The organism is Sulfitobacter sp. 15WGC, from assembly GCF_005068605.1.
GTDB classification, from domain to species: domain Bacteria; phylum Pseudomonadota; class Alphaproteobacteria; order Rhodobacterales; family Rhodobacteraceae; genus Sulfitobacter; species Sulfitobacter faviae.
The window spans coordinates 4,196-30,270 of sequence record NZ_SZNL01000007.1 but is presented as its reverse complement, the minus strand read 5'-3'; the positions used below and the strand labels follow the sequence as shown (position 1 = coordinate 30,270).

Genomic DNA, 26,075 nt, shown 5'->3' with positions numbered 1-26,075 from the left:
CTGCACCGGGGTCGCTTGGGGGCTGTTTATGCTGCTGTCGATGAGGATGAGGAACGCTCCGCCCTGTAAAGTCTGATGATTTTTTAATCACCATAGAGACGGGGGAGAGTCATCGCCGAGGCGGTTCAGAGCCGCCTGCACGGCGGGCTTGCCTGAAAAATGGGCAGCAAATCGCGGTGCTGTCCGAAACTTGGGCATTCCGCGCATGGGGCGGCGACCCCGGGGAGGGAGGGCCGCCGCTGTCGTCAAATCCCGATCACGGGCGCAGCATGACCTTGCCGCCACGGCCCGTGGTCAGCGCGGCTTTCATCGCCTCGGTCACCTCGGCCAGCGGGTAGATGCCGCCGGTGTCGAGGGGCAGTTGGCCCTTTGCAGCCAGTTGCACCAATTCGCCAATCAGGCGGCCCCGCGTCTCTGCCGCCATCTCGCCGCTGACGCGCGAGCCCCAGAAGCCTTTGACGGTGATGTGCTTCATGATCAATTCGCCCGAGGACATGGAGAGCGGCTGGCCTGTCGCCGTGCCGAAGACGATCAACTCACCGTCCTTGCCCAGTAGTTCGACCAGTTGACCGCCCAACTCACCGCCGACGGAATCGATGGCCGAGACCGCGCCGTCTTTGCCGATCAACTCACGCGCTTTGCTCTGCCAATCCGCATCTTCGGTGGAGAGGACATGTTCCGCGCCGGTGTCGCGCATCTCTTCGGCGGCGCCTTCGCGGCGGACGAGGTTCAGCAATTTGACACCGCGCGCCTTGGCCAGACCGACCATGATCTTGCCGACCGCGCCATTGGCGGCGGTTTGGATCAGCCAATCGCCTTCGCCGACTTTGAGGGTTTCCAACAGGGACAGGGCGCTGAAGGGCATGGCAATCAACTGCGCGCCCGCTTCGTCCGAGATCGCCTCAGGCAGGGGCAGCAGGCCCGCGGCAGGGGCGGTGAAATACTCGGCCCATGCGCCGTGGAAGCCAGCGGCGGTGACGCGTTTGCCGATCAGCGCCTCATCAACGCCTTCGCCCACGGCCTCGACGATGCCAAGCGCTTCGGAGCCGCCGATGGCGCCGGGCAGTTCGGGCTTGTAGCCATAGTTGCCGCGCACGGTCCAAAGGTCGTGGTTGTGGATGGGCGAGAGCACCATGCGCAGCAGCGCTTCGCCTGCGGCGGGCGCGGGCTTGTCGGTTTCGCGGGTGGTCAGAACCTCGGCGGGCTCGCCGAATGTGTCGTGGATGGCAGCGAACATGCTGTTTCCTTTCAGGTTGGGAATTGGTCCCCGGTGGGGGAGAGTTGGGCAGAGGTTTCAGCGCGCGCCATGCGCAGCGGCGCATCGCTGCGTGCCAGTTTGGCCAGCACCGCAGCGCCGAGCCATTTGGCATAGAGCATGCGGGCTGTGGTCTCGGGGTCTTCGAGCACCCGAACGGTCCCATCCTCTGCGCCTTGGCGCAGCAATTGGGCAATTCGGGCGACCAAAGCATCGACACCCTGATCGAGGGTTTCGCGCATCGTTTCCGACAGGTCGGCGACTTCGGATCCGAGTTTCACCACCAAACAGGCGCTGGCGATCCCCGGGGCGCTGGATTGGCTGAGCCATGCATCCCAGAAATTGTCGAGCTTGCCGCCCGCCGTTCCCGGGGCCGCGATCAGCGCATCGACACGGTCGAGATAGGCCTCGACGTAATCTGCCAGCATCGCGGTGCCAAAAGCCTCTTTCGACGCGAAGTAATAGTAAAACGAGCCCTTGGGCACGCCGCTTTCGCTCAGAATGCGCGACAGGCCAACGCCAGAGAACCCGTGCCGCAGCACGAGGCTGCGCCCTATGTCCAAGATGCGTTGCCGCGTCTGATCTGATTTCTTTGCCTCTGTCATACCGGGGCATCTAAGGAATAATAGACCGGTCGTCTAGTGCGCTCGCGCGAATGTGAGACAGCCAAGTTGAACGAGGCGCCAAATCGGAAAAATAGCGAAAAAACCTATTCTTGCGCGATCATATATATTAGATTCCACACAACGGCCCGCAGGGCGATGACAGGGATGGAATGGTAAGATGGATCAAAAGATTGCTCTGATAACAGGGGCCGGAAGCGGGGTGGGCCTTGCCTGTGCGCAGCGTTTGGCGAAGGACGGTTTCACTCTCGTGCTGACGGGGCGGCAGCAGGATAAGATCGACGCAGCCTGCGCGAGGCTCGACGGGCAGGGGCATATCGCCGTGGCCGCCGATGTGGGCGTCGAGGCGGAGGTCGATGCGCTTTTCGAGCGGGTGGAGACGACCTTTGGGCGGCTGGATCTGCTGTTCAACAATGCCGGGCGCAATGGCTCGGCAGTTGAGGTAGACGCGCTCAGCGTGGCGGAGTGGAACGACATCGTCGCGACCAATCTGACCGGGTCATTCCTCTGCGCCCGTGCGGCTTTCGCCCTGATGAAACGGCAGAGCCCCAAGGGCGGGCGAATCATCAACAACGGCTCGATCAGCGCTCATGTGCCGCGCCCTCTGTCGGTGCCCTATACGGCGACGAAACACGCGATCACCGGGTTGACCCGCGCGCTGTCGCTCGACGGGCGGGCGCATGACATTGCCTGCGGGCAGATCGACATCGGCAATGCGGCGAGCGAGATGACCGAGCGGATGAAGGAGGGCATTCTGCAACCCAATGGCAGCCGCATGTCCGAGCCGCGCATGGATGTGAACGATGTGGCCGAAACGCTGTCTTACATGGCGAAGCTGTCGCTTGACTCCAACGCCATGTTCGTCACCGTGATGGCCACCAAAATGCCCTTCGCGGGGCGCGGTTAAGCGGTCAAAGCACCTTGCCCGGGTTCATCAAATGGCCCGGGTCGAGGGTGGCCTTGATCTGCTCCATCAACTCCAGCGCGACCGGGTCTTTATACCGGCGCAGCTCGGCGCGTTTGAAGGTGCCGATGCCATGTTCCGCCGAGAACGAGCCGCCCATTTCGTGCACGATATCATGCACGATTCGGTTGAACGCCCCGTATTCGGCAAGGAACGCCGCATCCGCCATATCCACCGGACGTGACAGATTGAAATGCAGGTTGCCGTCGCCGAAATGGCCAAAGGGGCAGGGGCGCAGCCCGGGCATGTGATCCATACAGGCTTGGGTCGCCTCGCGGATGAAATCCGCCACGCGGGACACCGGGACCGAAACGTCATGTTTGATCGACGCGCCTTCGGGTTTCTGCGCCTCTGACAGGTTCTCTCGCAGCGCCCAAAGCGCGTCTTTCTGCGCCTCCGAGGCGCCGATCACGGCGTCGATGATTTCCTCCGCCTCGAAAGCGGCTTCCAGCGCGGTTTCCAGCCGGGTGTCGAGGTCTGTCTGCGCGCCATTGCCGGTGAGTTCGATCAGGCAATAGGCGGGATGCACCTCGGCCATCGGATCGCTACAGCCGGGCGCGTGGTCGATCACCATTGCAGGCCCAGCCGGTCGATATACTCGAATGTCGAAAGCGTGTCGGCGGTCTGGCCGCGCATCCGCGCATAGAGCGCGAGCGCCGGATCGGGGCCGGTGCAGGCCACTAGCGCGGTGGCGCGGGCGGTGGGTTTGGGAAAGAGTTTGATCACCGCCGCCGTGATGATGCCAAGCGTGCCTTCGGCGCCGATAAAGAGGTGTTTGAGGTCAAAGCCGGTGTTGTTTTTTCGCAGGCCGTTCAGGTCATTCAGCACCCGGCCATCGGGCAGCACCGCTTCTATCCCCAGCACGAGGTCACGGGTATTGCCATAGCGCAGCACCGCCGTGCCGCCTGCGTTGGTCGAAAGGTTGCCGCCGATCTGGCATGACCCTTCGGAAGCGAGCGAGAGCGGAAAGAGCGCGTCGACCTCATCCGCCGCCGCTTGGATATTGGCAAGGATGCAGCCCGCCTCGACCGTCATCGTGGCATTGGTCGGATCGACCGCGCGGATACGGTTCAGCCGGTCTGTTGTGAGGATAATGCCGCCATCGGGCACGCCGCCCCCCGCAAGGCCGGTGTTGCCGCCCTGCGGCGTGACCGGCACCTCGGCGGCATGGCACAGACGCATGCAGGCGGCGACCTCTTCGGTTGAGCCGGGGCGGATCAGCGCCAGCGCCGTGCCGCGCCGCAGCCCGCGGTCTTCGATCAGCCGCGCGTCGAAATCCTTGGCGTCGGTCACCACATGGGCAGGGCCGATGGCATCGCGCAGCGCATCGAGCAAGGCGGCGTGGTCTTGCGCGTCCGTATCATCTGCGCGGGGCGGCGCGGTCAGGGTCGTCATCTGGGTCATCCTTCAGCGCTGGTCAGCGTCGACTTTTTTCTGGGCCGCCGCGCGCAGCTTGCTGATCGTGGTGCGGGTCGAGATCTGCTCAGGGTCGGTCACCAGTTCGATCAGGGCGGGACGGCCACTCTCGCGGGCGCGGGTGAAGGCGGCGGCGAAATCCTCGGTTTTGGTCACCCGCTCGGCATGGGCGCCCAGACCTTCGGCCATCTTTACGAAGTCTTGGTTCTGCAAGGTGGTGCCCGAGATACGCTCCGGGTGGTCGCGTTCTTGGTGCATGCGGATGGTGCCGTAGATGCCGTTGTTGAACAGCAGCACGATGGGCCGCCCGCCATATTGCGCGGCGGTGGCGAGTTCGTTGCCGCTCATCATAAAGCCGCCATCGCCGACGAAGGAGAGCGTCAGCCGTTCAGGGTCTGCGATCGAGGCTGCGACGGCGGCGGGCACGGAATAGCCCATCGCGCCACAGGTGGAGCCGACGATCCGGCCCGGACGGCCAAAGCGCAGGAACCGCTGCGCCCAGCCGGTGTGGTTGCCCGCGTCGAGCGTGACCACCACGTCGTCGGGCAGCTCATCGCGCAGTTGCGCAAGGGCCACCCCCATGTCGAGGTCCCAGTCCCCGCCATTGGGCGCTTCGGTATCGGTGAGGTAATCGGCATGCAGCTTGTCGCACCAATCGCCCCATGCCTCTGCCCGGCCAAGATCGACGCCGTCCAAGGCCGCGGCCACAGCGACGGGCGCCGCGGCGATGCCCAAATCCGGTGAATAGACGCGGCCGATCTCATCCGCCTCCGGATAGAGATGCACCAGACGGGTCTCGGGGTTGGGTGATTGCATGGTGGTGTAGGTCTTGGTCGTCATCTCGCCCAAACGCGCGCCGATCACGATGAGCAAATCCGCCTCGCGTTGATGCGCGTAAAGACTGGGCGCGGTGGAGGTGCCGAAATCGCCTGCATAGACCGGCGAGAGGTTGTTCACGATGTCCTGTCGCCGGAAAGAGGTGGTGACGGGGATCTTGTTGGCCTCGGCAAAGCGGGTGATGGCCGCCGCACTTCCATCCGACCAGCCGGAGCCGCCGAGCAGCAGCAGGGGCCGTTCGGCTTGCGCGATCTCGGTCTTGAGCATATCGAGGCTATCGGGCGACAGGCCGGCATGGGTGGCCGTATAGGGCCGCGCATCGGCGACGGAAACCACCTCGGTCAGCATGTCTTCGGGCAGGGAGATCACCACCGGGCCGGGGCGGCCCGAGGTCGCCACGCGGAAGGCGCGGGCCATATATTCCGGCACCCGCGCCGGGTCGTCGATCTGGGCGGCCCATTTGGCGATGGGGCCGAACATGGCGCGGTAGTCGACTTCCTGAAAGGCTTCGCGGTCGGTGGTGTCGCGGGCGATCTGGCCCACGAGCAGGATCATCGGCGTGCTGTCTTGCTGCGCGATATGCACGCCGATGGCCGCGTGGCAGGCCCGGGGCCGCGGGTGACCATGCAGATGCCAGGCTTGCCGGTGAGCTTGCCATAGGTCTCGGCCATATTCGCGGCTCCGGCTTCGTGCCGGGCGTTGATCAGGTTGAAACGGTCCTGCACGTCATGCAGCGCGTCCAGCACCTCAAGGTAGCTTTCGCCGGGCACGCAATAGGCGGTGTCGGCGCCGTGGATCAAAAGCTGATCCACAAGGACCTGTCCGCCGGTCCGCGCCTTGAGGGATGTTTTTTGCAGCATGGAGAAGGCTCCGTTTCGTTCTGAGATTTAAGTATGTGTGGCCGCTTGGCTTTTCGGGTTGGGGTTCCTGGCCTTTTGGAAGGCCAGGATAACGCCCGCGATGACCAGCCCCGAGGCAGTGAGCCGCAGATCGGGATAGATCAGCAAGAGCGACGCCGCGAAAAGCACCACCGACAGCACATTCGACAGTTGGCCAAAGTAGTAGCGTTGCAGGGCCGCGGCCAGCAGGATGACGCCAATGGTGGCCTGCAACAGGACCAAGGTGATCTGGGTGGCCGAACCCTGCATCAAGATCGCCGGTTCATAGACGAACATGAAGGGCACGATAAAGCCGGTGGCCCCGAGTTTCACCGCAGCCCAGCTCGCCTCGACGATCTTGGCGTGGGACAGGGTGTTGGCGGCATAGACCGCCATGGCGACGGGGGGCGTGATGGCCGACAGGATCGCGAAGTAGAACACGAAGAGATGCGCCGCTTCGACTTGGACGCCCAGTTTCACCAATGCCGGCACCAGCAGGGCGACCTGCACGATATAGGCCGGTGTGGTCGGCATCCCCATGCCAAGGATGATGCCCGCGATCATCGACAGGAAGAGCGCGATGACCAGCGTGTCTTGGGCCGCTTCGATCACGAAGTTCGAGAAGGTCAGGCCAAGGCCGGTGATGTCGATCACGCCGACGACGATGCCCGCACAGGCACAGGCCGCGGCAATCGCCAGCACGTTACGCGCGCCGCCTTCGAGCGCTTCGAGGATGTTGTCGACGGTGACGTAATGCCGTGTCGTCTTGCGCAGCGCCGCCACGGGCACGACCGAGACGATACCGCAAAGCGCCGCATAGGGGGCCGAATAGCCCAGCATCAGCACGCCCACGATGATCGCCAGTGGCAAGAACAGGTGGCCCCGCTCGACAAGAACGGTTTTCAGCGGCACTTGATCCTCTTTCGGGACCGAACCGATGCCCTTGCGCTTGGCCTCGAAATGGACCGCGGCAAAAAGGGCCACATAGAACAGGATCGCGGGCGCCAGCGCGTATTTCGCGACCGTGAGGTATCCCACGCCGAGGTATTCGGCCATGACAAAGGCCGCAGCCCCCATGACGGGCGGCATGATCTGCCCCCCGGTCGAGGCCACGGCCTCGACTGCGCCGGAGAAGGCGGGTTTGAACCCCATGCGTTTCATCAGCGGGATGGAGAAGGTCCCGGTCGTCATCACATTGGCCACGGCAGAGCCGGACACCGACCCGAAGAGGCCCGAGGTCACACAGGCCACCTTGGCCGGACCGCCGACCTGACGCCCGGTAAGCGCCACCGCGAAATCCATGAAGAGTTGGCCCACGCCCATCCGCTCGACCAAAGAGCCGAATAGGATGAAAAGCACCATATAGGTCGCGGAAACCGCGATCGGGATGCCGAAGATGCCTTCGGGCGTCATGAACAACTGCTCAAGGATCACCGAGGGCAGGGTCGAGGTGAAGGCGAGGCCGTAGCCGAGAAACAGCAGCGCCGTGATCGGCAGCATCGGCCCCAGCATCCGGCGCGTGGCCTCAAGCAACAGGACAACCAGCGTGATCCCCACCACAATGTCCATCGGCATCAGCGGATCGACGTAGAGAAAGCGCTGCGTGATGTAGTTGAGGTTGAAGGACGGATAGAGCGCCGCGCCCAAGGCAACCAGCCCGAGCACCACGTCATACCAGCGCGGCACATCGTTGCGCAGCCCCTTGCGGTTGACGGTCAGGAAGATCAGCAAAAGCGCCAGAGCGACGTGCACGCCGCGCATGATATAGGGGTTGGGCGGGCCGACGAAGGCGACATAGAGATGCCAAGCAGCCATGCCGATCAGGATCAGCCTTGCTATGCGGGTAATCAGGGGCATCTTGTCCAGAAAGATCGACAGTTGCATGGGGGTTCTCGCGTCTAGAGTGGAAAGCGGCCCTTGTGCGGCGGCGCATGCGATGCACGGGCGGTAGGGCCTATGGGGATGTGGGTCGGGCGGAGCGCTTGGCCCCGGCCGACCCGTTTCTCGTCAGGGGGAAATTACATCCCCGAGACGCCACGCTCTGCGTAGAACTCTTTCGCGGCGGGGTGGAAGGGCACGCCGATGTCGGTGGCCATTTCCTCGACCGTCAGGTTCGCCATGGATTTGCTGATCGCGGCGAAGCTGTCGTTGTTGTCGGCAATCGCGGCGAGCACGGATTTGACGATCTCACCGTCATAGTCGCAGGGCGCGACCATATGGGTGTCGTAGCTGATCGCATGCACGGTCTCATCGAAACCGGGGTAAGCGCCTGCCTTGACTTCGCGGCGCTGGAAGGCGGCGTTCTTGTCTTTGAAGTACTGGAAGGTCTCTTCATCCACGTCGATCAGGCGGATCTTGCGGGAGGAGGCCAGATCCATGACCGAACCTGTCGGCAGCGACGACCCGAGCGTGAAGAAATCGGCCTGACCGTCTTTCATCTGCGAGGCGGAGTCGGAATAGGAGGTGTTGGCGACGCTGTCGAGGTCATCAAAGGTCATGTCGGCGGTCGACAAAAGCTCGCGTGTCAGGAATTCGCCCGTGTTGCCAAGCTGCTGCGTGGTCAGGCGTTTGCCCTTCATGTCGGCGATGGTCTTGATGCCCGAATCCTCAAGCGCGACGATCTGGAAATACTGCGGATAAAGAATGCCAAGGTTGCAGACATTGGTCGTGGCCTTGCGGAACGGCTCTTTGCCCGACAGGCTGTCCACGGTCGAGATCGAGTTGGCGAAGGCGATGCCAAAGCGGCCCGCGTCCACGCCGACCACATTCGACACGCCCGCACCCGGCGTGACGGTGATGTCCATATCTGGGTTCTCACGCTCCACGATCGCCTTGATCGCGCCGCCCACGGGATACCACGAGCCGCCCTGCTGGCCGGTCGCCATGACAAAGCTCTGCGCATGGGCGGCGGCGCCTGCGACGGCGAAAAGGATGGTGGCCGCTGTGGTGCGGCGGATCGATTTGAAGAACGGTGACATAGAAACTCCTCCCGAGTTTTGACTGTGTGTCGGCAGCTACTGGATGGGTTCCGGGCTCCCCCCTGACATCCTCTTGCCGTGATCCGCAGACTGCGGGGGAATCTCTAGCCTGTCAATTAAAAATACAAATTTACGGGGATTTCATCTTACTTGTAATGTTGTATTCTGGTTGTAATGCTGGGAATGACCCTACCTTCTGATTATTGACAGCTTGTCATACAGGTGGTCCAATCGGCGAAAGGAAGTTGTTATTATGGCTGCAAATCTTCAGGCGACCGCGCCCCTCGTCGATGGTGCCACGCTGAGCGATCAGGTGACGGAGGTGCTGCGCCACAACGTGGTGAACGGCGTGTGGAACGTGGGCGATGTGCTGCCCTCCGAAACCACATTGGCCAGCGATTTCGACGTGAGCCGCACGGTGATCCGCGAGGCGGTGTCGCGCCTTAAGGCCGAAGGCATGTTGTCGAGCCGTCAGGGCCGGGGGGCCTTTGTCGCCAGCGACCGGCCCCGTCAGGGCTTTGCGATTCCCGAACGTGATATGGAAAGCCAGCGCAAGCTTGAACAGATCCTAGAGCTGCGCATGGGGCTTGAGATCGAAGCCGCTGCCATCGCCGCCGCCCGCGCCACCCCCGAGGCCCGCGCAGAGATTGAGCGTGCCGCCGCCGCCTATGACCAAAGCAACAAGATCGGCGGCCCGGCAGTGGCGGCAGGGGTCACTGCCGACCTCGATTTTCACCGCGCGGTTTGCGAGGCGACGGGCAACAGCTATTACCTCAGCCTGTTCAACTACCTTGTCGCCAGCCTGCGCGAGACGATGCTGGCCGGGCGGCTGCAAGCGCTGAAACGCGGTGGAGAAAGCCGTGACGCGATTCAAGAGCATTACGACATCGCCGCCTCTATCGCCGAGGGTGACGCGGAACGCGCCCGCCAGCGGATGCGCGACCACCTCCAGATGTCAAGCGGGCGGCTTTTGGCACAGCTCAAGACTGAGGACGGATTGGCGGAGTGACCGTTCCTGCCGCCCTCCACGCCGCCCTTGCGCGCCCCCCTTCACTGACCATCGCGCTCAGCGGGGGGATCGACAGCCTGACGCTCTCGGCCGCCGCGGCCAAGGTGCGCGGCGCGGCGGGCGTGACGCTTTGCCATGCGGTCTCACCCGCCGTTCCGGCGGCGGCAACCGCGCGGGTGAAGGATTTCGCCGCCACTTGGGACCTGCCGCTGAAGCTGGTCGACGCGGGGGAGTTCGCCGATCCCGCCTATCGCGCGAACCCGGTCAATCGCTGTTATTTCTGCAAATCGAACCTCTATGGCACCTTGGCGCGGATGGGGCCGCTGGTGGCGGCGGGCACCAATATCGATGACCTGTCGGACTACCGTCCCGGCCTACAAGCCGCGGCGGAGCACGGCGTGTTGCACCCTTTCGTCGAGGCGCAGATGTCCAAGTCGGATGTGCGCGCCTTGGCCCGCGCGCTCGGGCTGGGGGATCTGGCGGAACTGCCAGCCGCCCCCTGTTTGGCCAGCCGGATCGAGACCGGTCTGCGGGTGGAGCCGGCGGATCTGGCGGTGATCGACCGGGTAGAGACCCTGCTGCGTGAGGTCATGGGCAATATCACCCTGCGCTGCCGACGCCTGCGCGGGGGTTGGGTGGTCGAGCTTGATCCGCTTGTCTATGAGGGCCTCTCCGCCCAGAAACGTGCAGCGATATTGACGCAGGTTCGGCAGGCCACGGATGACGGGCGCGCGGTCGATCTGCGGGCCTATTTAAGAGGAAGTGCATTTGTCCATCACTAAGACCGGCCCCGACGGGCATCCAGACGTGACCTTTGACCGGGGCCGCGGGGGGCGTATCGGCATCGAAGAGGCCGTGCTTTGTGAGCATAAATCCGTGGCGCAGATCGCCGCCATCATCGGAGACGCGGCAGCAGAGGAACGGCGGCTGTTGCTGACCCGGCTGACGGCAGAGCAGTTCGCCGCGCTGCCCGCCGACGCGGCGCAACGGGTCGATTACTGCATGGCCTCGCGCACCGCCATTTTGGGAGAGATCGGGCCCTTGGCCAGCACCCCGCGCATCGCCCTCGTCAGTGCGGGCACCTCTGATTACGCTCCCATGGCCGAGGCGCGGCGCACGCTGGCCTATGGCGGGATGGCGGCGACCGAGGTTTCGGACGTGGGCGTCGCCGGGCTGTGGCGTCTGCTCGCGCGGGAAGAGTTGCTGCGCGAGATGGATGTGGTGATCGTCTTTGCCGGGATGGACGCGGCGCTGCCCTCGGTCGTGGCCGGGCTGGTGCCGGGGGTGGTCATTGGTGTGCCGACCTCTGTGGGCTATGGTGTCGCCCGCGGCGGGAGGGTCGCGCTCGATTCGATACTTGCCAGCTGCGCGCCGGGGGTGACCGTGGTGAACATCGACAACGGCTATGGGGCTGCAACATCGGCGCTGCGGCTGGCCAATATGATGCGCCGCGCCGCGGCGGGAGGGTAGCCGGTGACAGCACCGAAACTGAAGATCAAGAAGCGCCAGACTTTGGCTGACCAGCTCTACGGGCAGGTTCTTGAGCAGATCGTGTCGAACAAGCTGGTGCAGGGGGAAAAGCTGCCGTCGGAGAATCAGATCGCCACCGCCTTTGGCGTGTCGCGCCCCGTGGTGCGTGAGGCGCTGCGCAAGCTGCAAGAGGACGGTCTGGTCGAAGCGCGGCGCGGCGTGGGCACCTTCGTGCGGCGGCGGCCTTCGGAAAAGCTGATCGAATATGCCACGGCGGGTTCCGTCGCCGGGCTGATGCGCGCCATGGAGGCGCGGATCACGATCGAAAAGGCCACCGCCCGCATGGCCGCACAGCGCGCCAGCCCCAAGGATATCGCCCGGATCGAGGCAGCCTTACAGACGCTGGAGGCATCGATGCAGGCGCGCGATCCTTCCTTTGACGCCGATTACCAATTCCACCGCGCCATCGCGGCGGCCTCGGGCAATGAGGTCTTCGTGCAGATGCTCGATTGCGCCCGCGGTTCGATCGAACAGGGGATCGACGTGGCGCAAAAACTGACCCGTCAAGGCTCCCAAGCCCGGATCGACGTGGTGATCAGCGAACATCGGCAAATCCTCGAAGCGATCCGCGCGGGCGACAGCGAAGTCGCAGGCGTGTCGATGGCCTATCACCTTTTGCAGGCGCGGGCCCGGATCACCGACCACGCCGGTATCGCATGACCCAAGCAAGCAGAAAGACCACCCCATGATCTACGACCACCGCACCTATTGCTGCCGCCCCGGCACGATCAAGAAACACCTCGCGCTCTATGCCGAATTCGGCTTCCCGGCGCAGCGCCGCATCTTGGGCGAGCCGGTGATCTATGCGCAGGTCGAGACGGGGGACGTCAATTCCTTCGTGCATATCTGGGCCTATGAGGACGCTGCCGACCGTGCGGCCCGTCGGGCGCAGATGGCGGCGGATCCTGAGTGGCAGGCCTATCTCAAGAAAAGCGCCGAGGCGGGGTATTTGGTGAGCCAGACCAATAAGATCCTGTTGCCCGTACCGCTTGAGGGTTAAGCCGCGCCCCGGCCTGAGGGGTCAGGCCGGGGGTTGCCTTCAGGTCACGAGGCAGGCCTCGTCGATGCCGCGCCCTTCGTGGAAGGCGCGGATGTTGCCCGCCCAATGGCCGACCATGCGTTTGAGGTTGTCCTCACTATGGCCACCGATATGCGGCAGCGGCAGGACATTATCGAGACGCAGCAGCGGGTTGTCCGGCTCCACCGGTTCTTGGGTAAAGACATCCAATGCGGCCCCGGCGATGCGCTTGTGGGTCAGCGTGTCGATCAGGGCCGCCTCATCGATCAGCCCGCCGCGCCCGGTGTTCACCAAAAGCGCATCCGATTTCATTCGCGCCAGTTCATCCGCCCCGATGGTGTGGTGTGACGCATCGGTCAGCGGCATGTGCAGGCTGACAATATCGCAGGTCTCAAGGATTTCATCGCGGTCTGCATAGCGGGCGCTGGTGCCTTCGGCGGGCCCCGAGCGGCGGTAGTAGAGCACCTCGCAGTCAAAGCCCGTCAGCCGTTTCGCGACAAGCTGCCCGATGGCGCCAAAGCCGATCAGCCCGACCTTCTGACTGCTGAGATCCCGCGCCCCGGGGACGATCTCGGGCACGATCCATTTGCCCGCGCGGGTGTTGTTGTAATGCAGCGGGATGCGGCGTAGCGCGGCGATCATCATGCCGATGGTCAGATCGGCGATGGTGGGCGCGTTGACCCCGGGGCTGCGCGCGACCGGCACACCCATCTCGCGCGCGACATCCAAGGGGATTTTGTCATACCCGGTGCCCCATTGATGCACGAGGCGCACGCTATCGGCCCCCCGCAGCACCTCAGCCGGAAGCCCCCGCCCGCGTGGGACGATATAGGCTGCCCCCTTTACCGCTTCGGCAAAGGCTTCTTCCGAGAAGGAGGCCGCAAAGCGCAGGTCGAGCCCTTCGGCATAGCCGCGCACCTTGTCTTGCATGTCCTGCGGCATCGCGTCGAGCACGGCGACGGGGCCGATCAACCCGCCGCTCATGCCGAAGCCCCGCGCAGGTCTTCGGGCAATAGCGCCTCGGGCAGGTTTTGGTAGGACACGGGTCGCAGGAAGCGGCGGATCGCCATGGTGCCGACAGAGGTCGCGCCGAAGTTGGTGGAGGCCGGGTAGGGGCCGCCATGCACCATGGCGTCACAAACCTCGACCCCGGTGGGGAAACCGTTCACCAACACCCGGCCCGCCTTGCGCTCAAGAATGGGCATCAGCGCCTTGGCGGCGTCGGTGTCGCCTTCGTCCATCTGGAGCGTCGCGGTCAATTGCCCCTCGAACCCTTTGGCGAGCTCTTGCATCTCATCGCCCGAGGACACCCGCAGCACCAGACCCAAGGGGCCAAAGACCTCCTCCCCAAGCGCGTGGTCTTGCAGGTAGGTATCGGCGTCGGTTTCAAACAAGTTCGGCTGGGCGGCGCGGCCTTCGCTGTCGTTGCTGACCAGTGCGCGGACGGCGTTGCGCCCGGTGAAACGTTCCTTGCCGTCGCGGTAGGCTTTGGCGATGCCGTCGGTCAGCATGACCTGCGGGCCGACCTGCTCAAGCGCCTCTTTCGCGGCGGCGACGAATGCATCGCCTTCGGCCCCTTTGGCCACGACCGCGATGCCGGGGTTGGTGCAGAACTGCCCCGCGCCCATGGTCAGCGAGCCGGCCCAGCCCGCGCCGATCTCAGCGCCCCGATTGCGGGCGGCATCGGCCAAAACGAACATCGGGTTCACCGAGCCCAACTCGCCAAAGAAGGGGATCGGCTCGGGGCGTTGGGCGCAAAGATCAAAGAGCGCGCGCCCCCCGCCGAGCGATCCGGTAAAGCCCACGGCCTTGATGAGCGGATGCTGCACCAGCGTCTGCCCCACCTCGCGGCTGTTGGCGTGGATCAGAGAGAAGACGCCGGGGTGGATGCCGCATTTCTGGATCGCCGCGTGGATCGCTTCGGCAACGATCTCCCCCGTGCCGGGGTGGGCGGAGTGGCCTTTGACCACGACTGGGCAGCCCGCCGCCAGCGCCGCGGCGGTGTCGCCGCCCGCGGTAGAGAAGGCCAGCGGGAAGTTCGACGCGCCGAAGACCGCGACCGGCCCGATGGGGCGCTGGATCATGCGGATGTCGGGGCGCGGCATTGGTTGGCGTTCGGGCAGGGCGCCGTCAACGCGCCGGTCCAGATGCGCGCCTTTGCGGATGTGATCGGCAAAGAGGCGAAGCTGCCCGGTTGTCCGCCCCCGCTCGCCCTGAAGGCGGGCTTCGGGCAGGCCGGATTCGCGGGTGCCGATCTCGGTAATGGTCTCGGCTCGGGCCTCCATCTCATCCGCGATGGTGTCGAGGAAGGCGGCGCGGGTCTCGCGGCTGGCATAGGCGTAGGACCAAAAGGCCTCCTCCGCCGCTTGGCAGGCACGGTCCACATGGGCCGGGGTGCCGCTTTGGAATTGGTCGCTTTCGCCGGTGGCGGGGGAATTGGCGAAGGTCTCTCCGCCGCCGACCCATTCGCCGGCGATCAGATGTTTGCCGTGGGGGTGAAATCTCTTGCTGTCCGCGGTCATGATCAATCCTTATGGGTTTGCTGTGTCAAAGTGGGGGAGGGCCGCGCCATGGTCTGCACCAACGCATCCATCTGCCGCGTGAGCAGCCAAGCGTCGCCCGCGATGGCGACGAATTCGATACCCTCATCAAAGTACCGTTGCGCAAGATCGGCACCATAGCCGAGGATGCCCGCAGGCAGCCCGGCGGCATGGATGGCCGCGACCGCCTCACGGATCTTCTCTTGGACATCGGGGTGCATCGGGTTGCCGGTATGGCCCATCGCGGAGGATAGATCTCCCGGCCCGATAAAGATCGCATCCACCCCCGGCACGGCGGCGATGGCGGGAATTTCGGCCACCGCTTCGGGGGTTTCGACCTGCACGATCACGCATTGCGCCTCTGCATAGGTGCTGAGGTAATCGGTTTGCCGCGCGTAATCATTGGCGCGGATCGTGGCCGAGATGCCGCGCAGCCCTTCGGGCGGGTAGCGGGTCCATGATACGGCTTGGCGGGCGGCCTCGGCAGTCTGGATCATCGGGAACATCAGATTGCGCACGCCGATATCCAGCAGCCGTTTGGTCATCGTCTGGTCCGAGGACGGCAGGCGCACAATCATCTGCGCATCGGGATTGGCACTGCCTGCCGCGCGCAGATGGTCGGTGATTTGGCTGAGATCGTTGGGCGCATGCTCCATATCCAACAACAGCCAGTCGATCCCGCTGCCCGCCGCGATCTCGGTCACCGTAGGAGAGCAGAGCGAGAGCCAAAAGCCCGACAGGCGGCTGCTGGGGCGGAGCGTTTGTTTCAGTGGTTTTCCCGACATTTTCGCGGCTCCTCCCTCAAATGGTATCGACAATTGGGGTGATACGGTAATATATCAATTCGAGCAAGATGTGTTTTCCAACCTTTTTGTGATGATGTTTTAGCTGGCGAGGAATCCATGACCGAGACCAAGAAAACCGCCGATCAGCTGCGCAGCGCGCGCTGGTTCGCCCCCGACGATCTGCGCAGCTTTGGCCATCGGTCGCGCATGATGCAGATGGGTCTGGGCCCCGAGGATTGGGAAGGCCGCCCGGTGATCGGCATCCTGAACACTTGGTCCGAGATGAACCCCTGCCACCTTCATTTCCGCGACCGCGCGGAGGACGTGAAGAAGGGAATCGCGCAGGCCGGCGGGCTGGGGCTTGAGATCCCGACGATCTCGATCGACGAGAGCTTCACCAAGCCGACTTCGATGCTCTACCGCAATATGATCGCGATGGAGACCGAAGAGACGATCCGCTCGCACCCGCTTGACGGTGTGGTGCTCATGGGGGGCTGTGACAAGTCCACGCCGGGGCTGACCATGGGCGCGATCAGCGCAGGCGTGCCGTTCATCTTTTTGCCCGCGGGGCCGATGCTGCGCGGCAATTACGCGGGGCGGGCGCTTGGCTCTGGCTCGGACGCCTGGAAGTTCTGGGACGAACGCCGCGCGGGCACGATCTCGGCCGAGGAATGGGTTGGCGTCGAAGGCGGCATTGCGCGGTCCTACGGGCATTGCATGACGATGGGCACCGCCTCCACCATGACCGCGATTGCCGAGGCGATGGGGCTGACCTGCCGGGGGCGACCTCGATCCCCGCTGCGGATGCGGGGCACAAACGGATGAGCGCCTCTTGCGGGCGGCGCATTGTCGATATGGTTTGGGAGGACCTGACGCCCGACAAGATCATCACCCCCGCCGCCGTGCAAAACGCGGCGACGGTGGCCATGGCGACGGGCTGTTCGACCAATGCGGTGGTGCATCTCTTGGCCATGGCGCGCCGCGCCGGGGTGGCGCTGGAGTTGAGCGATCTCGACGCTCTGGGCCGCATCACGCCGCTGATTGCCAATATCCGGCCCTTGGGCAGCAGCGAATATCTGATGGAGGATTTCTACTTCGCGGGCGGGCTGCGGGCGCTGATGGACCAGTTGGGCGACAAGCTTGACCGGTCGGCCATCACCTGCACCGGCAAACCGCTGGAAGAAGGGATCGCGAATGCGCCTGTCTATAATGACGACGTGATCCGGCCCCTGTCGAACCCGGTCTATAAGGAAGGCTCGCTTGCCGTGCTCAAGGGCAACCTTTGCCCCAATGGCGCGGTGATCAAACCGGCGGCCTGCGATCCGAAGTTCCACCACCACGAAGGCCCGGCGTTGGTCTTTGACAGCTACCCCGAGATGAAAGCCGCCATCGACGACGAAAACCTCGATGTGACGCCCGACCATGTGCTGGTGCTGCGCAACGCCGGTCCGCAGGGCGGGCCGGGGATGCCGGAATGGGGGATGCTGCCGATGCCCAAGGCGCTGCTGAAACAGGGGCACCGTGACATGCTGCGGATCTCGGATGCGCGGATGTCGGGCACCTCTTACGGCGCTTGCATCCTGCATGTCGCGCCGGAGTCTTTCGTGGGCGGGCCGCTGGCGCTGCTGAAGACGGGGGACATCGTGCGCATGGATCTTGAGGCGCGGACCCTCGACATGCTGGTGGATGAGGACGAACTCGCCGCCCGCCGCGCTGCGTGGAAAGCGCCCGAGCCGCGGTTCGAGCGGGGGTGGGGCTATATGTTCCAGCGCCATGTGGGGCAGGCCGATCAGGGCTGCGACTTCGACTACCTCACCGCGGCCTTCGGCCAAGCGGCGGGCGAGCCGGATATCTTCTGAGAGGGGCTGGCAATGACACATGATCTTTCGAAAGCGCTTACCGGCATCTCGGGCATCCTCGTGACGCCCTATGACCCGGGCGGAGAGATCGCGCCGCGCAAGCTGGGGCCGATCATTAACCGCGCGCTTGCCGCCGGGGTGCATATCCCGGTGGTGAACGGCAATACCGGCGAATATTACGCGCTGACCAATGACGAGGCCTGCACCATGGTGCGCGAGGTGGCGCAGATGGTCGATGGGCGCGCGCCGCTGCTTGCAGGGGTCGGGCGCGGCATTCGCGATGCCTGTGCGCTGGCCAAGGCAAGCGCCGAGGCGGGGGCGGATGCGCTGATGATCCACCAACCGCCCGATCCCTTCGTCTCTCCCCGTGGTACGGTCGACTATGTGCATGCGGTGCGCGATGCCTCGGGCGGGCTGCCGGTGATGCTGTACCTGCGCAATGACGCGATGGGGCCCGAGGGCATCGCGCGACTGTGCGAGGTCGACGGGGTGAAGGGCGTCAAATGGGCCACGCCGAACCCCTTGAACCTTGCCCGCGCGATCGAAGCTGCGCCAAAAGATATCGTCTGGGTCGGCGGTCTGGCCGAGGTCTGGGCGCCGCCGCTCTATGCCGTGGGGGCGCGGGGCTTCACCTCGGGCCTTATCAACGTCTGGCCCGAGCGCTCGGTCGCCATCCACGCGGCACTCGACGCAGGCAACTACGGCGAAGCGAACCGCCTCATCGCCGGGATGCGCGCCTTTGAGGACATCCGCGCGGAAGAGCATAACGGCACCAATGTCACCGGCGTCAAAGCCGCCCTTATGGCCATCGGACAGGATTGCGGCCCCACGCGCCCGCCTTCCGCATGGCCGCTGACGGAACAGCAGCAGGCGGTGCTGGATCAATTCTTGAAAGACAATCAACTGAAGGGAGAGGCGGCATGAGCCCCGAACTACGCGAGAAACTTCAAGCGGTCTCGGTCGCGACATTGGCGACGGCGCTGTACAAGCGCGGGCTGCGCAATCAGGTGGTGCAGGGGGTCGGTCCGGTTGCCGCCAAGGGGCGCAACATGGTCGGCCCCGCCTTTACCCTGCGCTATATGCCTGCCCGCGAAGACCGCAACCAATTGGTCGAATTCCGCAATCCCGAGCATCCGCAGCGCGTCGCGATCGAGACCTGCCCCGAGGGCCATGTGCTGGTAATGGACAGCCGCAAGGATGCCCGCGCGGCAAGCGCCGGTGACATCCTGATCACACGGCTGATGATGCGCGGCGCGGCGGGTGTGGTGACCGACGGGGGCTTGCGCGATGCGGCGACCATCGGCGCGCTTGAGATCCCCGCCTATCACGCGCGCCCCTCCAGCCCTACGAACCTGACGCTGCATGAGGCGATTGAGATCAACTGCCCCGTGGGCTGCGGCGATGCCCCCGTCTTTCCCGGTGATATCGTGGTGGGCGACGACGACTGCGTGATCATCATCCCCGCGGATATCGCCGAAGAGGTGGCAGATGAGGCTGTCGAGATGACCGCCTATGAGGATTTCGTGGTGGAGCAGGTCAAGGATGGCGCCGGGATCATCGGGCTCTACCCCGGCACCAAGCAAGAGAATCTTGATAAGTTCGCCGCGTGGCGCAAGGCCAACAACCGCTGAATCAGGGCTTTTCCGGGGTGAAATACTCCGGGAAAGCCGCCCGTTTCTCGGTCATCCGGTCGACGGTGCGTTGCAGGTGCTGGCGCAGTGCCTCCATCGCCGCGGGCGCATCGCCCGCTTCGATCCCATCGAGGATGCGGCTGTGGCCGGCGATCACGTCCTTGTTGTTCAGAATGCGCCCGGCCTCATCAATGTCGTCCAGATGCAGGCGGCGCAGGCGTTCCAAGTGGCCCGCATGACTGCGCATGATGCGCTGGCTTTGCACATGGCCCGCCGCCACGAAGAGGGTCTGGTGAAACACCTCGTCCAATTCCTGAAAGGTCGGCACATCGCCGGGTTGGTCCGAGATGCTGCTTTGCAAGGCGACGATGCTGCGCAGACGGGTGAGGGCTTCGGGCGCGATCTCATCGGCCAAACGGCGCACGACCTCGGTCTCAAGCGCGATGCGCATGAACTGCGCCTCGCGGATCGCCGACATGTCGATCGGTGTGACCAGCGTGCGCGATTGCGGGTAGATCTTGACCAGCCCTTCTTTGGCCAACTGTTGCAGCGCATCGCGCAGCGGCGTCAGGCTGACGCCATGGGTCTCGGCCAGTTCGGCGCGCAACAGCGGCGTGCCGGGCGGCAGGTCCAGCCTCACGATCTGATCGCGCAGGGTGGCGTAAACCCCGCGTCCCGTCGGCCCGCCCTCAAACATACCCAAGTCGGCCCCACCGCCAAGGATGCTTTTGGCAAGGGTCTGTGCGCTCTGCGCGGCGGGTTTCTTCGATGCGGTCATGCGGGCTCTTCCATAGCTGTTAAATCTAATATATCAGTTAATGACATCTTACCGAAGCGGTTTTTTCGACACCCGAGGGAGGGGGAGCATCCGATGGACAGCCAGACCATGCAAGAGGACAGACGCGCAAAGGTGATGCTGCTGTCACCGACGGATAACGTGGTCGTGGCAACCGCGGCGGTTCCCCGTGGCGCGGTATTGCCGCAAGACGGGCTGCGTGCCAACCACGATACGCCCCAAGGTCACAAGATCGCGATCCGCCCGATCCAACGCGGCGCGCCGATCCTGAAATTCGACACGGTGATCGGCTATGCGGCAGTAGAGATCGCCGCAGGCGATTGGCTGCACAGCCATAACATCAAGTTCGACGCGGTCGACAAAGACTATGCCTTTGCCCGCGATTATACCCCGACCAAGCTGCTGCCACCGCAAGAGCGCGCCCAGTTCATGGGCATCCGCCGCGCCAATGGCCGGGTGGGCACGCGCAACTACATCGGGCTTTTCGTCACAGTGAATTGCTCGGCCACCGTGGCGCGCAAGATCGCCAATTACTTCGACGAAGAGCGGATGGAGGCATGGGAGAATGTCGACGGGGTGATCCCCTTCATCCACGAATCCGGCTGCGGGATGGAGCTTACGGGCGAGCCGATGGACCTGCTGCGCCGCACGCTCTCGGGCTATATCCGCCACCCCAATCTGGCCGGGGCCGTGGTCCTCTCGCTGGGTTGCGAGCGCAACAACCTCGCCCAATTCTTTGAAGAGGAGGGGTTGGCCGAGGGCAAGATGCTGCGCTGCGTCACCATGCAACATGTCGGCGGCACGGCCCGCGCGATTGCCGAAGGCAAAGAAGCGGTGCGCGAAATGCTGGATCAGGCCAATGCCGTCCGGCGCGCGCCCTGTTCGGCGGAACATATCACCATCGGGATGCAATGCGGCGGGTCGGACGGGCTTTCGGGGCTCTCGGCCAACCCCGGACTGGGGGCGGCGGCGGATATCCTCGTGCGCAACGGCGGCACGGCGATCCTTTCGGAAACGCCCGAGATTTTCGGTGTCGAACACCTCCTGACCCGGCGCGCCCGCAGTGAAGAGGTGGGGCGCAAGCTGGTCGAACGCATGGATTGGTGGCTGGACTATACCAAGGGCCGCGACACGCAGATCAACGGCGTTGTCAGCCCCGGCAATCAGGCAGGCGGGCTGGCGAATGTGCTGGAAAAATCGCTCGGCGGGGCCAAGAAAAGCGGCAGCACGGGGCTGATGGAGGTCTACCGCTATGCCGAACCCGTGACGCAAAAGGGGCTGGTCTTCATGGATACGCCCGGCTTCGATCCCGTCTCGGCCACCGGGCAGATCGCGGGGGGCGCGAACCTGATCTGCTTTACCACCGGGCGCGGGTCGTGCTTTGGCTCTTACCCCTCACCGACGATCAAACTCGCCTCCAACACGCCGATGTTCACCAAGATGCAGGACGATATGGACATCAACTGCGGCACCGTGATCGACGGCGAGCAGAGCCTAGAGGAGTTGGGGCAAAGGATCTTCGAGCGCATCCTCGCCATCGCCTCGGGGGAGCAAAGCAAGTCCGAAGCGCTCGGCGTGGGCGAAGAGGAATTCGCACCTTGGCCGATTGGGGTCACGGGGTAACGATGTCAGAGGGGACAGCGCAGATGAAACCGAACTATGTGAAACTGGTCGAGGATACGCCGCTGCCGCGCATGGCGCTCTGCCGTCAGACCTTTGCCGCGACCCAGATCGACGACCCGCGCGCCGCCGTGGCGGAGGCGATGCAGGCCGATTGCGCAGGCAAGATCAAACCGGGCATGTCCATCGCCATCACCGCAGGCAGCCGCGGGCTGGCGAACCTGCCGGAACTGCTGGCCGCCATCGTGGCCGAGGTCCGCGCGCGCGGGGCGCATCCCTTTGTCGTGCCCGCCATGGGCAGCCACGGCGGCGCCACCGCAGAGGGGCAGACCGCGCTGCTGGCGAAACTGGGCGTGACCGAAGAGAGCCTCGGTTGCGAAATCCGCTCTTCGATGGAAACCGATGAGATCGGCGTGCTCGACAACGGCATGTCGGTGCGGATGGACCGCCACGCCAATGCCGCCGATGGGATTATCCTGTTCAACCGGATCAAGCCGCATACCTCTTTCCGCGCGCCGAACGAAAGCGGGCTGGCCAAAATGCTCTCGATCGGGCTGGGCAAGCAATCGGGCGCCGAGACCTGCCATTCGCGCGGCATCGACAACGTCGGCATCTTCGTGGCCAAAATGGCGCGGATGAAGCTGGAACGTTGCAAGGTGCTTTTCGGCATCGGCACGATTGAGAATGCCTATGATGGGCTGGCGCAGGTTGTGGCGCTCGACAGCGACGGGATGCTGGAGGCCGAAGCGCCCTATCTGCAAGAGGCGATGCGCAACATGCCCCGTCTGCCGTTGGGGCCGCTGGACGCGCCTTCGGCCTCGGGCGATCTGGACGTGCTGGTGGTGGATGAGATCGGCAAGGAGTTCTCTGGCACCGGGATGGACCCCAATATCACCCATCGGTTTTCAAGCGAGAAGATGCAGGTCCATCTGCATATCTCGCGGCTGGTGGCGCTTGGCCTGTCGCCGCGCAGCAATGGCAACGGCAATGGCGCGGCGCGGGCGGATGTGATCACGCAGCGGTTGGAGCAGGACTTCGACCGCGAGGCGGTCTATGCCAATGCCATCACCTCACAAGTGTTGAAGCAGTCAAAAATCCCGATGGTCATGCCCTGCGACCGCACCGCGATCCAGACGGCGGTCAAGACCTGCGGGGCCGAGGATATCACCAAGGTCCGGCTGCTGCGCATCCCCAACACGCTGAAGCTTGAGTATCTCTATGCCTCCGAGGCGATGCTGCCGGAACTGCGCGACCGTCCGGGGCTTGAGGTGATTGGCGATCTGCAAGAGATGCAGTTCGACGACGGCCTGCTGCGCAACCCTTGGCCGGAGGGGCATTGATGCGGGGGCAGGGGCTTCACCTACACCTCGACCCCGTTGGCGGGGCGGCGGGGGATATGTTCATCGCCGCAATGTTGCATGCCTTCCCCAATCTGGCCGAGCGCGCCTTGGCCGATGTCGCCGCCGTCCTCCCCGCCGAGGTGGGCCATGCGGAACTGAGCGAACATGTCGCCTCGGGCATCACGTCGCGGCGGTTTGAGCTGGTGCTGACAACACCCGACGCGGGCAGGCGGCATGGGGCCGAGACGACCTATCGCGCCATGCGCAACTTGCTGGAAAACGCAGCGCTGTCCGAGGGCACGGCGGAGGCCGCCTGCGCCATCCTTCACCGGATCGCCGAGGCCGAAGCGCAGGTGCATGACATCCCCATCGACCGGGTGCATTTTCATGAGATCGCGGATTGGGACGCGCTGATGGATGTGACCGCCGCGGGCAGCATTTGCGCCGCGCTGAAGGGGGCGACATTCTCGCTAGCAGCACTGCCCCTCGGCGGCGGCTTGGTCGAAACGGCGCATGGCAAACTGCCGGTGCCCGCGCCCGCCACGGCGCTCATCTTGCAAGGCTATGATTGGCATGACGACGGCGTGCCGGGCGAGCGGGTGACACCCACCGGGGCCGCGATCCTTGCCCATCTCACCTGCGGCAGCCCCATCGCCAGCCGTCCACCGGGGCGGCTGCGCTGTACCGGATCGGGCGCGGGGATGCGGGTGATGAAAGGGCTGCCGAATATCCTGCGGGTCAGCGTCTTTGACTCCGCCACGACGGGCATCGCGCAGGACAGTCTCGTGCAATTCGCCTGCGATATCGACGACATGACGGGCGAAGAACTGGGCGCGGCGGTGGATCGGTTGCGCGAGATGGAGGGCGTGGTCGATCTCATGATGCTCAGCGGGCAGGGCAAGAAATCCCGCCCCGTCACGCGGCTTGAGTTGCTGGTCCAGCCGCAAGAGGCTGAGGCGGTCGCCGCGCGGGTCTTCGATCTGACTTCGACCCTCGGCCTCCGCCGCACTTTGGTCGACCGGTTGATCCTGCCGCGGGAAAGCGATGATAGCGGCCCGCTTCGGCGCAAGCGTGCGCAGCGCCCCGGTGGGCATGAGACGGTTAAGGTCGAAAGCGACGATCTGGCTGAGGCCGAGACCCTGCACGCCCGCCGCAGCCGCGCCCGCGCGGCGGAGGGGTAGGGGCCGGTGATCTAACTTGCTTATCACCGGCGCGCGTGTGAAAACCCTCTGACGTCAGTTCAGGGGGCCGCATGGAAACGCCACTCACCGCCACGTTGCGCCAGTATGAGGTCTTCGTCGCCATCGCGGAAACGCTGCATTTCGGTCAAGCGGCAGCCGCGCTCGGCGTGGCGCAACCGGCGCTGACGCAGCAGCTGAAACATCTCGAAACCGCCTTTGGCGGTGAGCTTCTCTTTGACCGCAACCGCCGCAGGGTGATGCTGACCGACTTCGGCAAGTCACTCCTGCCCGAGGCCCGCGCGCTGCTGCAACAGGCCCGGCGGGTCGAGACATTGGCCGAAGCGGCGCGCAGCGGACAGCGCGGGCGGATCGAATTGGCCTATGTCGGCTCGGCCTCCTACGCAGGGATCCTCGGGCGGCTCCTGCGCGAGTTGCGCGCGGGCGCGGCAGAGGTGGATCTGATCCTGCGCGAGTTGGATATGGACCTGCAAATCGCTGAGATCGTGGCCGGCAGGCTCGACGCGGGTTTCGTGCGCCTGCCGCTTTCCGGCGTGCCGGAGGATTTGGCCACCCGCACGGTTCATACCGAGGATATCCTGCTGGCCGTGCCGCCCGATCACCGCCTTGCCGAGGTGCCTTCCGTTGCCATGGCGGCGCTGCGCGAGGAGAGCTTCATCTTCAGCCACCTTGGCCCCGACATGGGCTTTGCCGCCTGTGCCTATCAACTCTGCGCCGATGCGGGTTTCGCCCCCCGCGTGGCCCATCGCGCACCGCAGTTCACCGCCATCGTGAATTTCGTCTCGGCGGGTCTCGGGGTGGCTTTCGTCCCCGCCTCCGCCGCGCGGATGAAGGATGCGGGCGTGTCCTTCCTGCCGATCCGCGACGCCAAGGTGCAAAGCCGGATCGGGCTGGCCTATCTGCGCGATGCGCGCAATCCGGTCCTACGCAGGTTGCTTGAGGCCCTCGCGCCCGAGGGCTGATTACCCGACCGCCGTGCCACCACAGACAAAGACCGTCTGCCCGGTGATAAAGCCACTGCGCGGATCGGCAAAGAAGGACACCGCCTGCGCCACATCTTCAGGTGTTCCCATCCGGCCCATCGGCACCGCATCGACGATGGCGCGGGTTTCCGGCGCGTCTTCGGGGTTGTTCTCCCAAAAGGCGGTTGTGGCGATGGGGCCGGGGGCGACGCAGTTCACGGTGATCCCGTCGCGCGCCAGCTCCAGCGCCCAAGTCCGCGCCATCGACTGGATCGCACCCTTGCTTGCGGAATAGAGCGTGCGGTCGATCTTGCCCTTGGTCACGCGGCTGGTGTTCATCACGATCCGCCCAGCCCCCGCCGCGCGCATCCCCGGCACGACCAGTCTCGCCGCCAGAATGCTGGTGCGCAGGTTTAGATGCATGATGGGGTCGAAATCGTCGAGGGCGACAGCGTCGAAAGACGCAGGTTTCACGATGCCAACGTTATTGACCAGACAGGTGACCGGCCCCTGCGCGAGGCTGTGTTGGAGGGCAGCCGTGGTCGCCGCGATGTCCGTCAGATCCACCCGCTGCGCATCCGCCCGAAGTGCTGGGTCTTCGGGCTCTTCGATATCGAGGACGAAGACACGCCAGCCATCTTCACGCAGCCTGCGCGCGATGCCGAGGCCGATGTTGCGCGCCCCGCCGGTGACGAGCGCATGGCGCGGAGAGGGGTCTTGGGTCACGGGGCGGCATCCTTTTTCCTATTCGCTGTTTACTTATCACTACGCACTGGTGATAAGTAAACAACTGATATCCGGGAGGGGGATCACATGGCCAAAGGCATCATCATCG

At 64.5% G+C, this 26,075-nt stretch carries 23 protein-coding genes and 2 pseudogenes; 13 read left to right on the top strand and 12 right to left on the bottom strand.

Annotation, left to right across the window (positions count from 1 at the left end; all coding sequences use genetic code 11):
- Nucleotides 1–256 precede the first annotated feature (256 nt).
- Nucleotides 257–1,237 carry a zinc-binding dehydrogenase gene (locus tag FCK22_RS07555; protein WP_067263705.1) on the bottom strand — a complete coding sequence of 327 codons (981 nt, stop codon included), beginning with the start codon at nucleotides 1,235–1,237 and terminating at the stop codon, nucleotides 257–259.
- An 11-nt stretch (nucleotides 1,238–1,248) separates the two neighbouring features.
- The gene (locus FCK22_RS07550; protein WP_067263708.1) at nucleotides 1,249–1,860 is read right to left on the bottom strand and encodes a TetR/AcrR family transcriptional regulator; all 612 of its coding nucleotides are present in this window, start codon (nucleotides 1,858–1,860) and stop codon (nucleotides 1,249–1,251) included.
- Nucleotides 1,861–2,038: 178 nt separating this feature from the next.
- On the opposite strand from FCK22_RS07550, the gene FCK22_RS07545 reads away from it, so the two are divergent.
- Nucleotides 2,039–2,785 carry an SDR family oxidoreductase gene (locus tag FCK22_RS07545; RefSeq protein ID WP_067263711.1) on the top strand — a complete coding sequence of 249 codons (747 nt, stop codon included), beginning with the start codon at nucleotides 2,039–2,041 and terminating at the stop codon, nucleotides 2,783–2,785.
- Between the two features lie 4 nt (nucleotides 2,786–2,789).
- On the opposite strand, the gene FCK22_RS19265 is transcribed toward FCK22_RS07545, so the two are convergent.
- From FCK22_RS19265 to FCK22_RS07525, 5 genes and pseudogenes are all read right to left on the bottom strand, one after another.
- Nucleotides 2,790–3,416, bottom strand: coding sequence for an FAD-linked oxidase C-terminal domain-containing protein (locus tag FCK22_RS19265; protein WP_248646460.1), 627 nt, complete (start codon nucleotides 3,414–3,416; stop codon nucleotides 2,790–2,792).
- Entirely contained in the window at nucleotides 3,410–4,237 is an 828-nt protein-coding gene (locus FCK22_RS19260; protein ID WP_248646458.1) for an FAD-binding oxidoreductase, read from the bottom strand. The genes FCK22_RS19265 and FCK22_RS19260 overlap by 7 nt, the downstream gene beginning before the upstream one ends.
- A gap of 12 nt (nucleotides 4,238–4,249) precedes the next feature.
- Nucleotides 4,250–5,955: pseudogene (locus tag FCK22_RS07535) on the bottom strand (thiamine pyrophosphate-binding protein).
- 27 nt (nucleotides 5,956–5,982) lie between these two features.
- The gene (locus FCK22_RS07530; RefSeq protein ID WP_067263718.1) at nucleotides 5,983–7,857 is read right to left on the bottom strand and encodes a TRAP transporter permease; all 1,875 of its coding nucleotides are present in this window, start codon (nucleotides 7,855–7,857) and stop codon (nucleotides 5,983–5,985) included.
- A gap of 134 nt (nucleotides 7,858–7,991) precedes the next feature.
- Nucleotides 7,992–8,951: a TAXI family TRAP transporter solute-binding subunit gene (locus FCK22_RS07525; protein ID WP_067263721.1), complete on the bottom strand. Its 960-nt coding sequence runs from the start codon at nucleotides 8,949–8,951 to the stop codon at nucleotides 7,992–7,994.
- 253 nt (nucleotides 8,952–9,204) lie between these two features.
- Between FCK22_RS07525 and FCK22_RS07520 the strand changes: the two genes are divergently transcribed.
- From FCK22_RS07520 to FCK22_RS07500, 5 genes are read left to right on the top strand one after another with little or no spacing between them, the layout of a single operon-like run.
- Nucleotides 9,205–9,960: an FCD domain-containing protein gene (locus FCK22_RS07520; RefSeq protein WP_073037919.1), complete on the top strand. Its 756-nt coding sequence runs from the start codon at nucleotides 9,205–9,207 to the stop codon at nucleotides 9,958–9,960.
- Complete coding sequence (locus tag FCK22_RS07515) at nucleotides 9,957–10,742, top strand: adenine nucleotide alpha hydrolase (RefSeq protein ID WP_067264862.1); 786 nt, start codon at nucleotides 9,957–9,959, stop codon at nucleotides 10,740–10,742. The genes FCK22_RS07520 and FCK22_RS07515 overlap by 4 nt, the downstream gene beginning before the upstream one ends.
- Nucleotides 10,729–11,430, top strand: coding sequence for a nickel pincer cofactor biosynthesis protein LarB (gene larB, locus FCK22_RS07510; protein WP_197470903.1), 702 nt, complete (start codon nucleotides 10,729–10,731; stop codon nucleotides 11,428–11,430). Before FCK22_RS07515 ends, larB begins: the two co-directional genes overlap by 14 nt.
- 3 nt (nucleotides 11,431–11,433) lie before the next feature.
- Nucleotides 11,434–12,150, top strand: coding sequence for a FadR/GntR family transcriptional regulator (locus FCK22_RS07505; RefSeq protein ID WP_067264865.1), 717 nt, complete (start codon nucleotides 11,434–11,436; stop codon nucleotides 12,148–12,150).
- Between the two features lie 25 nt (nucleotides 12,151–12,175).
- A complete protein-coding gene (locus tag FCK22_RS07500) occupies nucleotides 12,176–12,490 on the top strand; it encodes an NIPSNAP family protein (RefSeq protein WP_067264867.1) in 315 nt (104 codons plus the stop codon).
- Between the two features lie 39 nt (nucleotides 12,491–12,529).
- On the opposite strand, the gene FCK22_RS07495 is transcribed toward FCK22_RS07500, so the two are convergent.
- The 3 genes from FCK22_RS07495 to FCK22_RS07485 are packed head-to-tail and all read right to left on the bottom strand — an operon-like array spanning nucleotide 12,530 to nucleotide 15,833.
- Nucleotides 12,530–13,492, bottom strand: coding sequence for a 2-hydroxyacid dehydrogenase (locus tag FCK22_RS07495; protein ID WP_067264869.1), 963 nt, complete (start codon nucleotides 13,490–13,492; stop codon nucleotides 12,530–12,532).
- The gene (locus FCK22_RS07490; RefSeq protein WP_136720356.1) at nucleotides 13,489–15,030 is read right to left on the bottom strand and encodes an aldehyde dehydrogenase (NADP(+)); all 1,542 of its coding nucleotides are present in this window, start codon (nucleotides 15,028–15,030) and stop codon (nucleotides 13,489–13,491) included. The genes FCK22_RS07495 and FCK22_RS07490 overlap by 4 nt, the downstream gene beginning before the upstream one ends.
- Before the next feature lie 2 nt (nucleotides 15,031–15,032).
- Entirely contained in the window at nucleotides 15,033–15,833 is an 801-nt protein-coding gene (locus FCK22_RS07485) for an aldolase/citrate lyase family protein (RefSeq protein ID WP_067267660.1), read from the bottom strand.
- A gap of 117 nt (nucleotides 15,834–15,950) precedes the next feature.
- Between FCK22_RS07485 and araD the strand changes: the two are divergent.
- From araD to FCK22_RS07470, 3 genes and pseudogenes are all read left to right on the top strand, one after another.
- A pseudogene (gene araD, locus FCK22_RS07480) lies at nucleotides 15,951–17,692 on the top strand (L-arabinonate dehydratase).
- A 12-nt stretch (nucleotides 17,693–17,704) separates the two neighbouring features.
- Nucleotides 17,705–18,616, top strand: a complete 912-nt coding sequence (locus tag FCK22_RS07475) for a dihydrodipicolinate synthase family protein (RefSeq protein ID WP_067267663.1) — start codon at nucleotides 17,705–17,707, stop codon at nucleotides 18,614–18,616.
- Entirely contained in the window at nucleotides 18,613–19,323 is a 711-nt protein-coding gene (locus tag FCK22_RS07470) for a ribonuclease activity regulator RraA (RefSeq protein ID WP_067267665.1), read from the top strand. The genes FCK22_RS07475 and FCK22_RS07470 overlap by 4 nt, the downstream gene beginning before the upstream one ends.
- Nucleotide 19,324: 1 nt before the next feature.
- Here the strand turns inward: FCK22_RS07470 and FCK22_RS07465 are convergent, their stop codons facing one another.
- A complete protein-coding gene (locus FCK22_RS07465; protein ID WP_197471012.1) occupies nucleotides 19,325–20,101 on the bottom strand; it encodes a GntR family transcriptional regulator in 777 nt (258 codons plus the stop codon).
- Between the two features lie 93 nt (nucleotides 20,102–20,194).
- On the opposite strand from FCK22_RS07465, the gene FCK22_RS07460 reads away from it, so the two are divergent.
- The 4 genes from FCK22_RS07460 to FCK22_RS07445 all read left to right on the top strand — a co-directional run bounded on the left by FCK22_RS07460 (nucleotide 20,195) and on the right by FCK22_RS07445 (nucleotide 25,240).
- Nucleotides 20,195–21,742 (top strand): altronate dehydratase family protein, encoded by a 1,548-nt coding sequence (locus FCK22_RS07460; protein WP_231886439.1) that lies wholly within the window; start codon nucleotides 20,195–20,197, stop codon nucleotides 21,740–21,742.
- A 2-nt stretch (nucleotides 21,743–21,744) separates the two neighbouring features.
- Nucleotides 21,745–23,079 carry a lactate racemase domain-containing protein gene (locus FCK22_RS07455; RefSeq protein WP_082852147.1) on the top strand — a complete coding sequence of 445 codons (1,335 nt, stop codon included), beginning with the start codon at nucleotides 21,745–21,747 and terminating at the stop codon, nucleotides 23,077–23,079.
- Nucleotides 23,079–24,260, top strand: coding sequence for a LarC family nickel insertion protein (locus FCK22_RS07450; RefSeq protein WP_082852148.1), 1,182 nt, complete (start codon nucleotides 23,079–23,081; stop codon nucleotides 24,258–24,260). The genes FCK22_RS07455 and FCK22_RS07450 overlap by 1 nt, the downstream gene beginning before the upstream one ends.
- Nucleotides 24,261–24,331: 71 nt before the next feature.
- Nucleotides 24,332–25,240, top strand: a complete 909-nt coding sequence (locus tag FCK22_RS07445) for a LysR family transcriptional regulator (RefSeq protein WP_067267668.1) — start codon at nucleotides 24,332–24,334, stop codon at nucleotides 25,238–25,240.
- On the opposite strand, the gene FCK22_RS07440 is transcribed toward FCK22_RS07445, so the two are convergent.
- Nucleotides 25,241–25,966, bottom strand: coding sequence for an SDR family oxidoreductase (locus FCK22_RS07440; RefSeq protein WP_067267670.1), 726 nt, complete (start codon nucleotides 25,964–25,966; stop codon nucleotides 25,241–25,243).
- Between the last annotated feature and the right edge of the window lie 109 nt (nucleotides 25,967–26,075).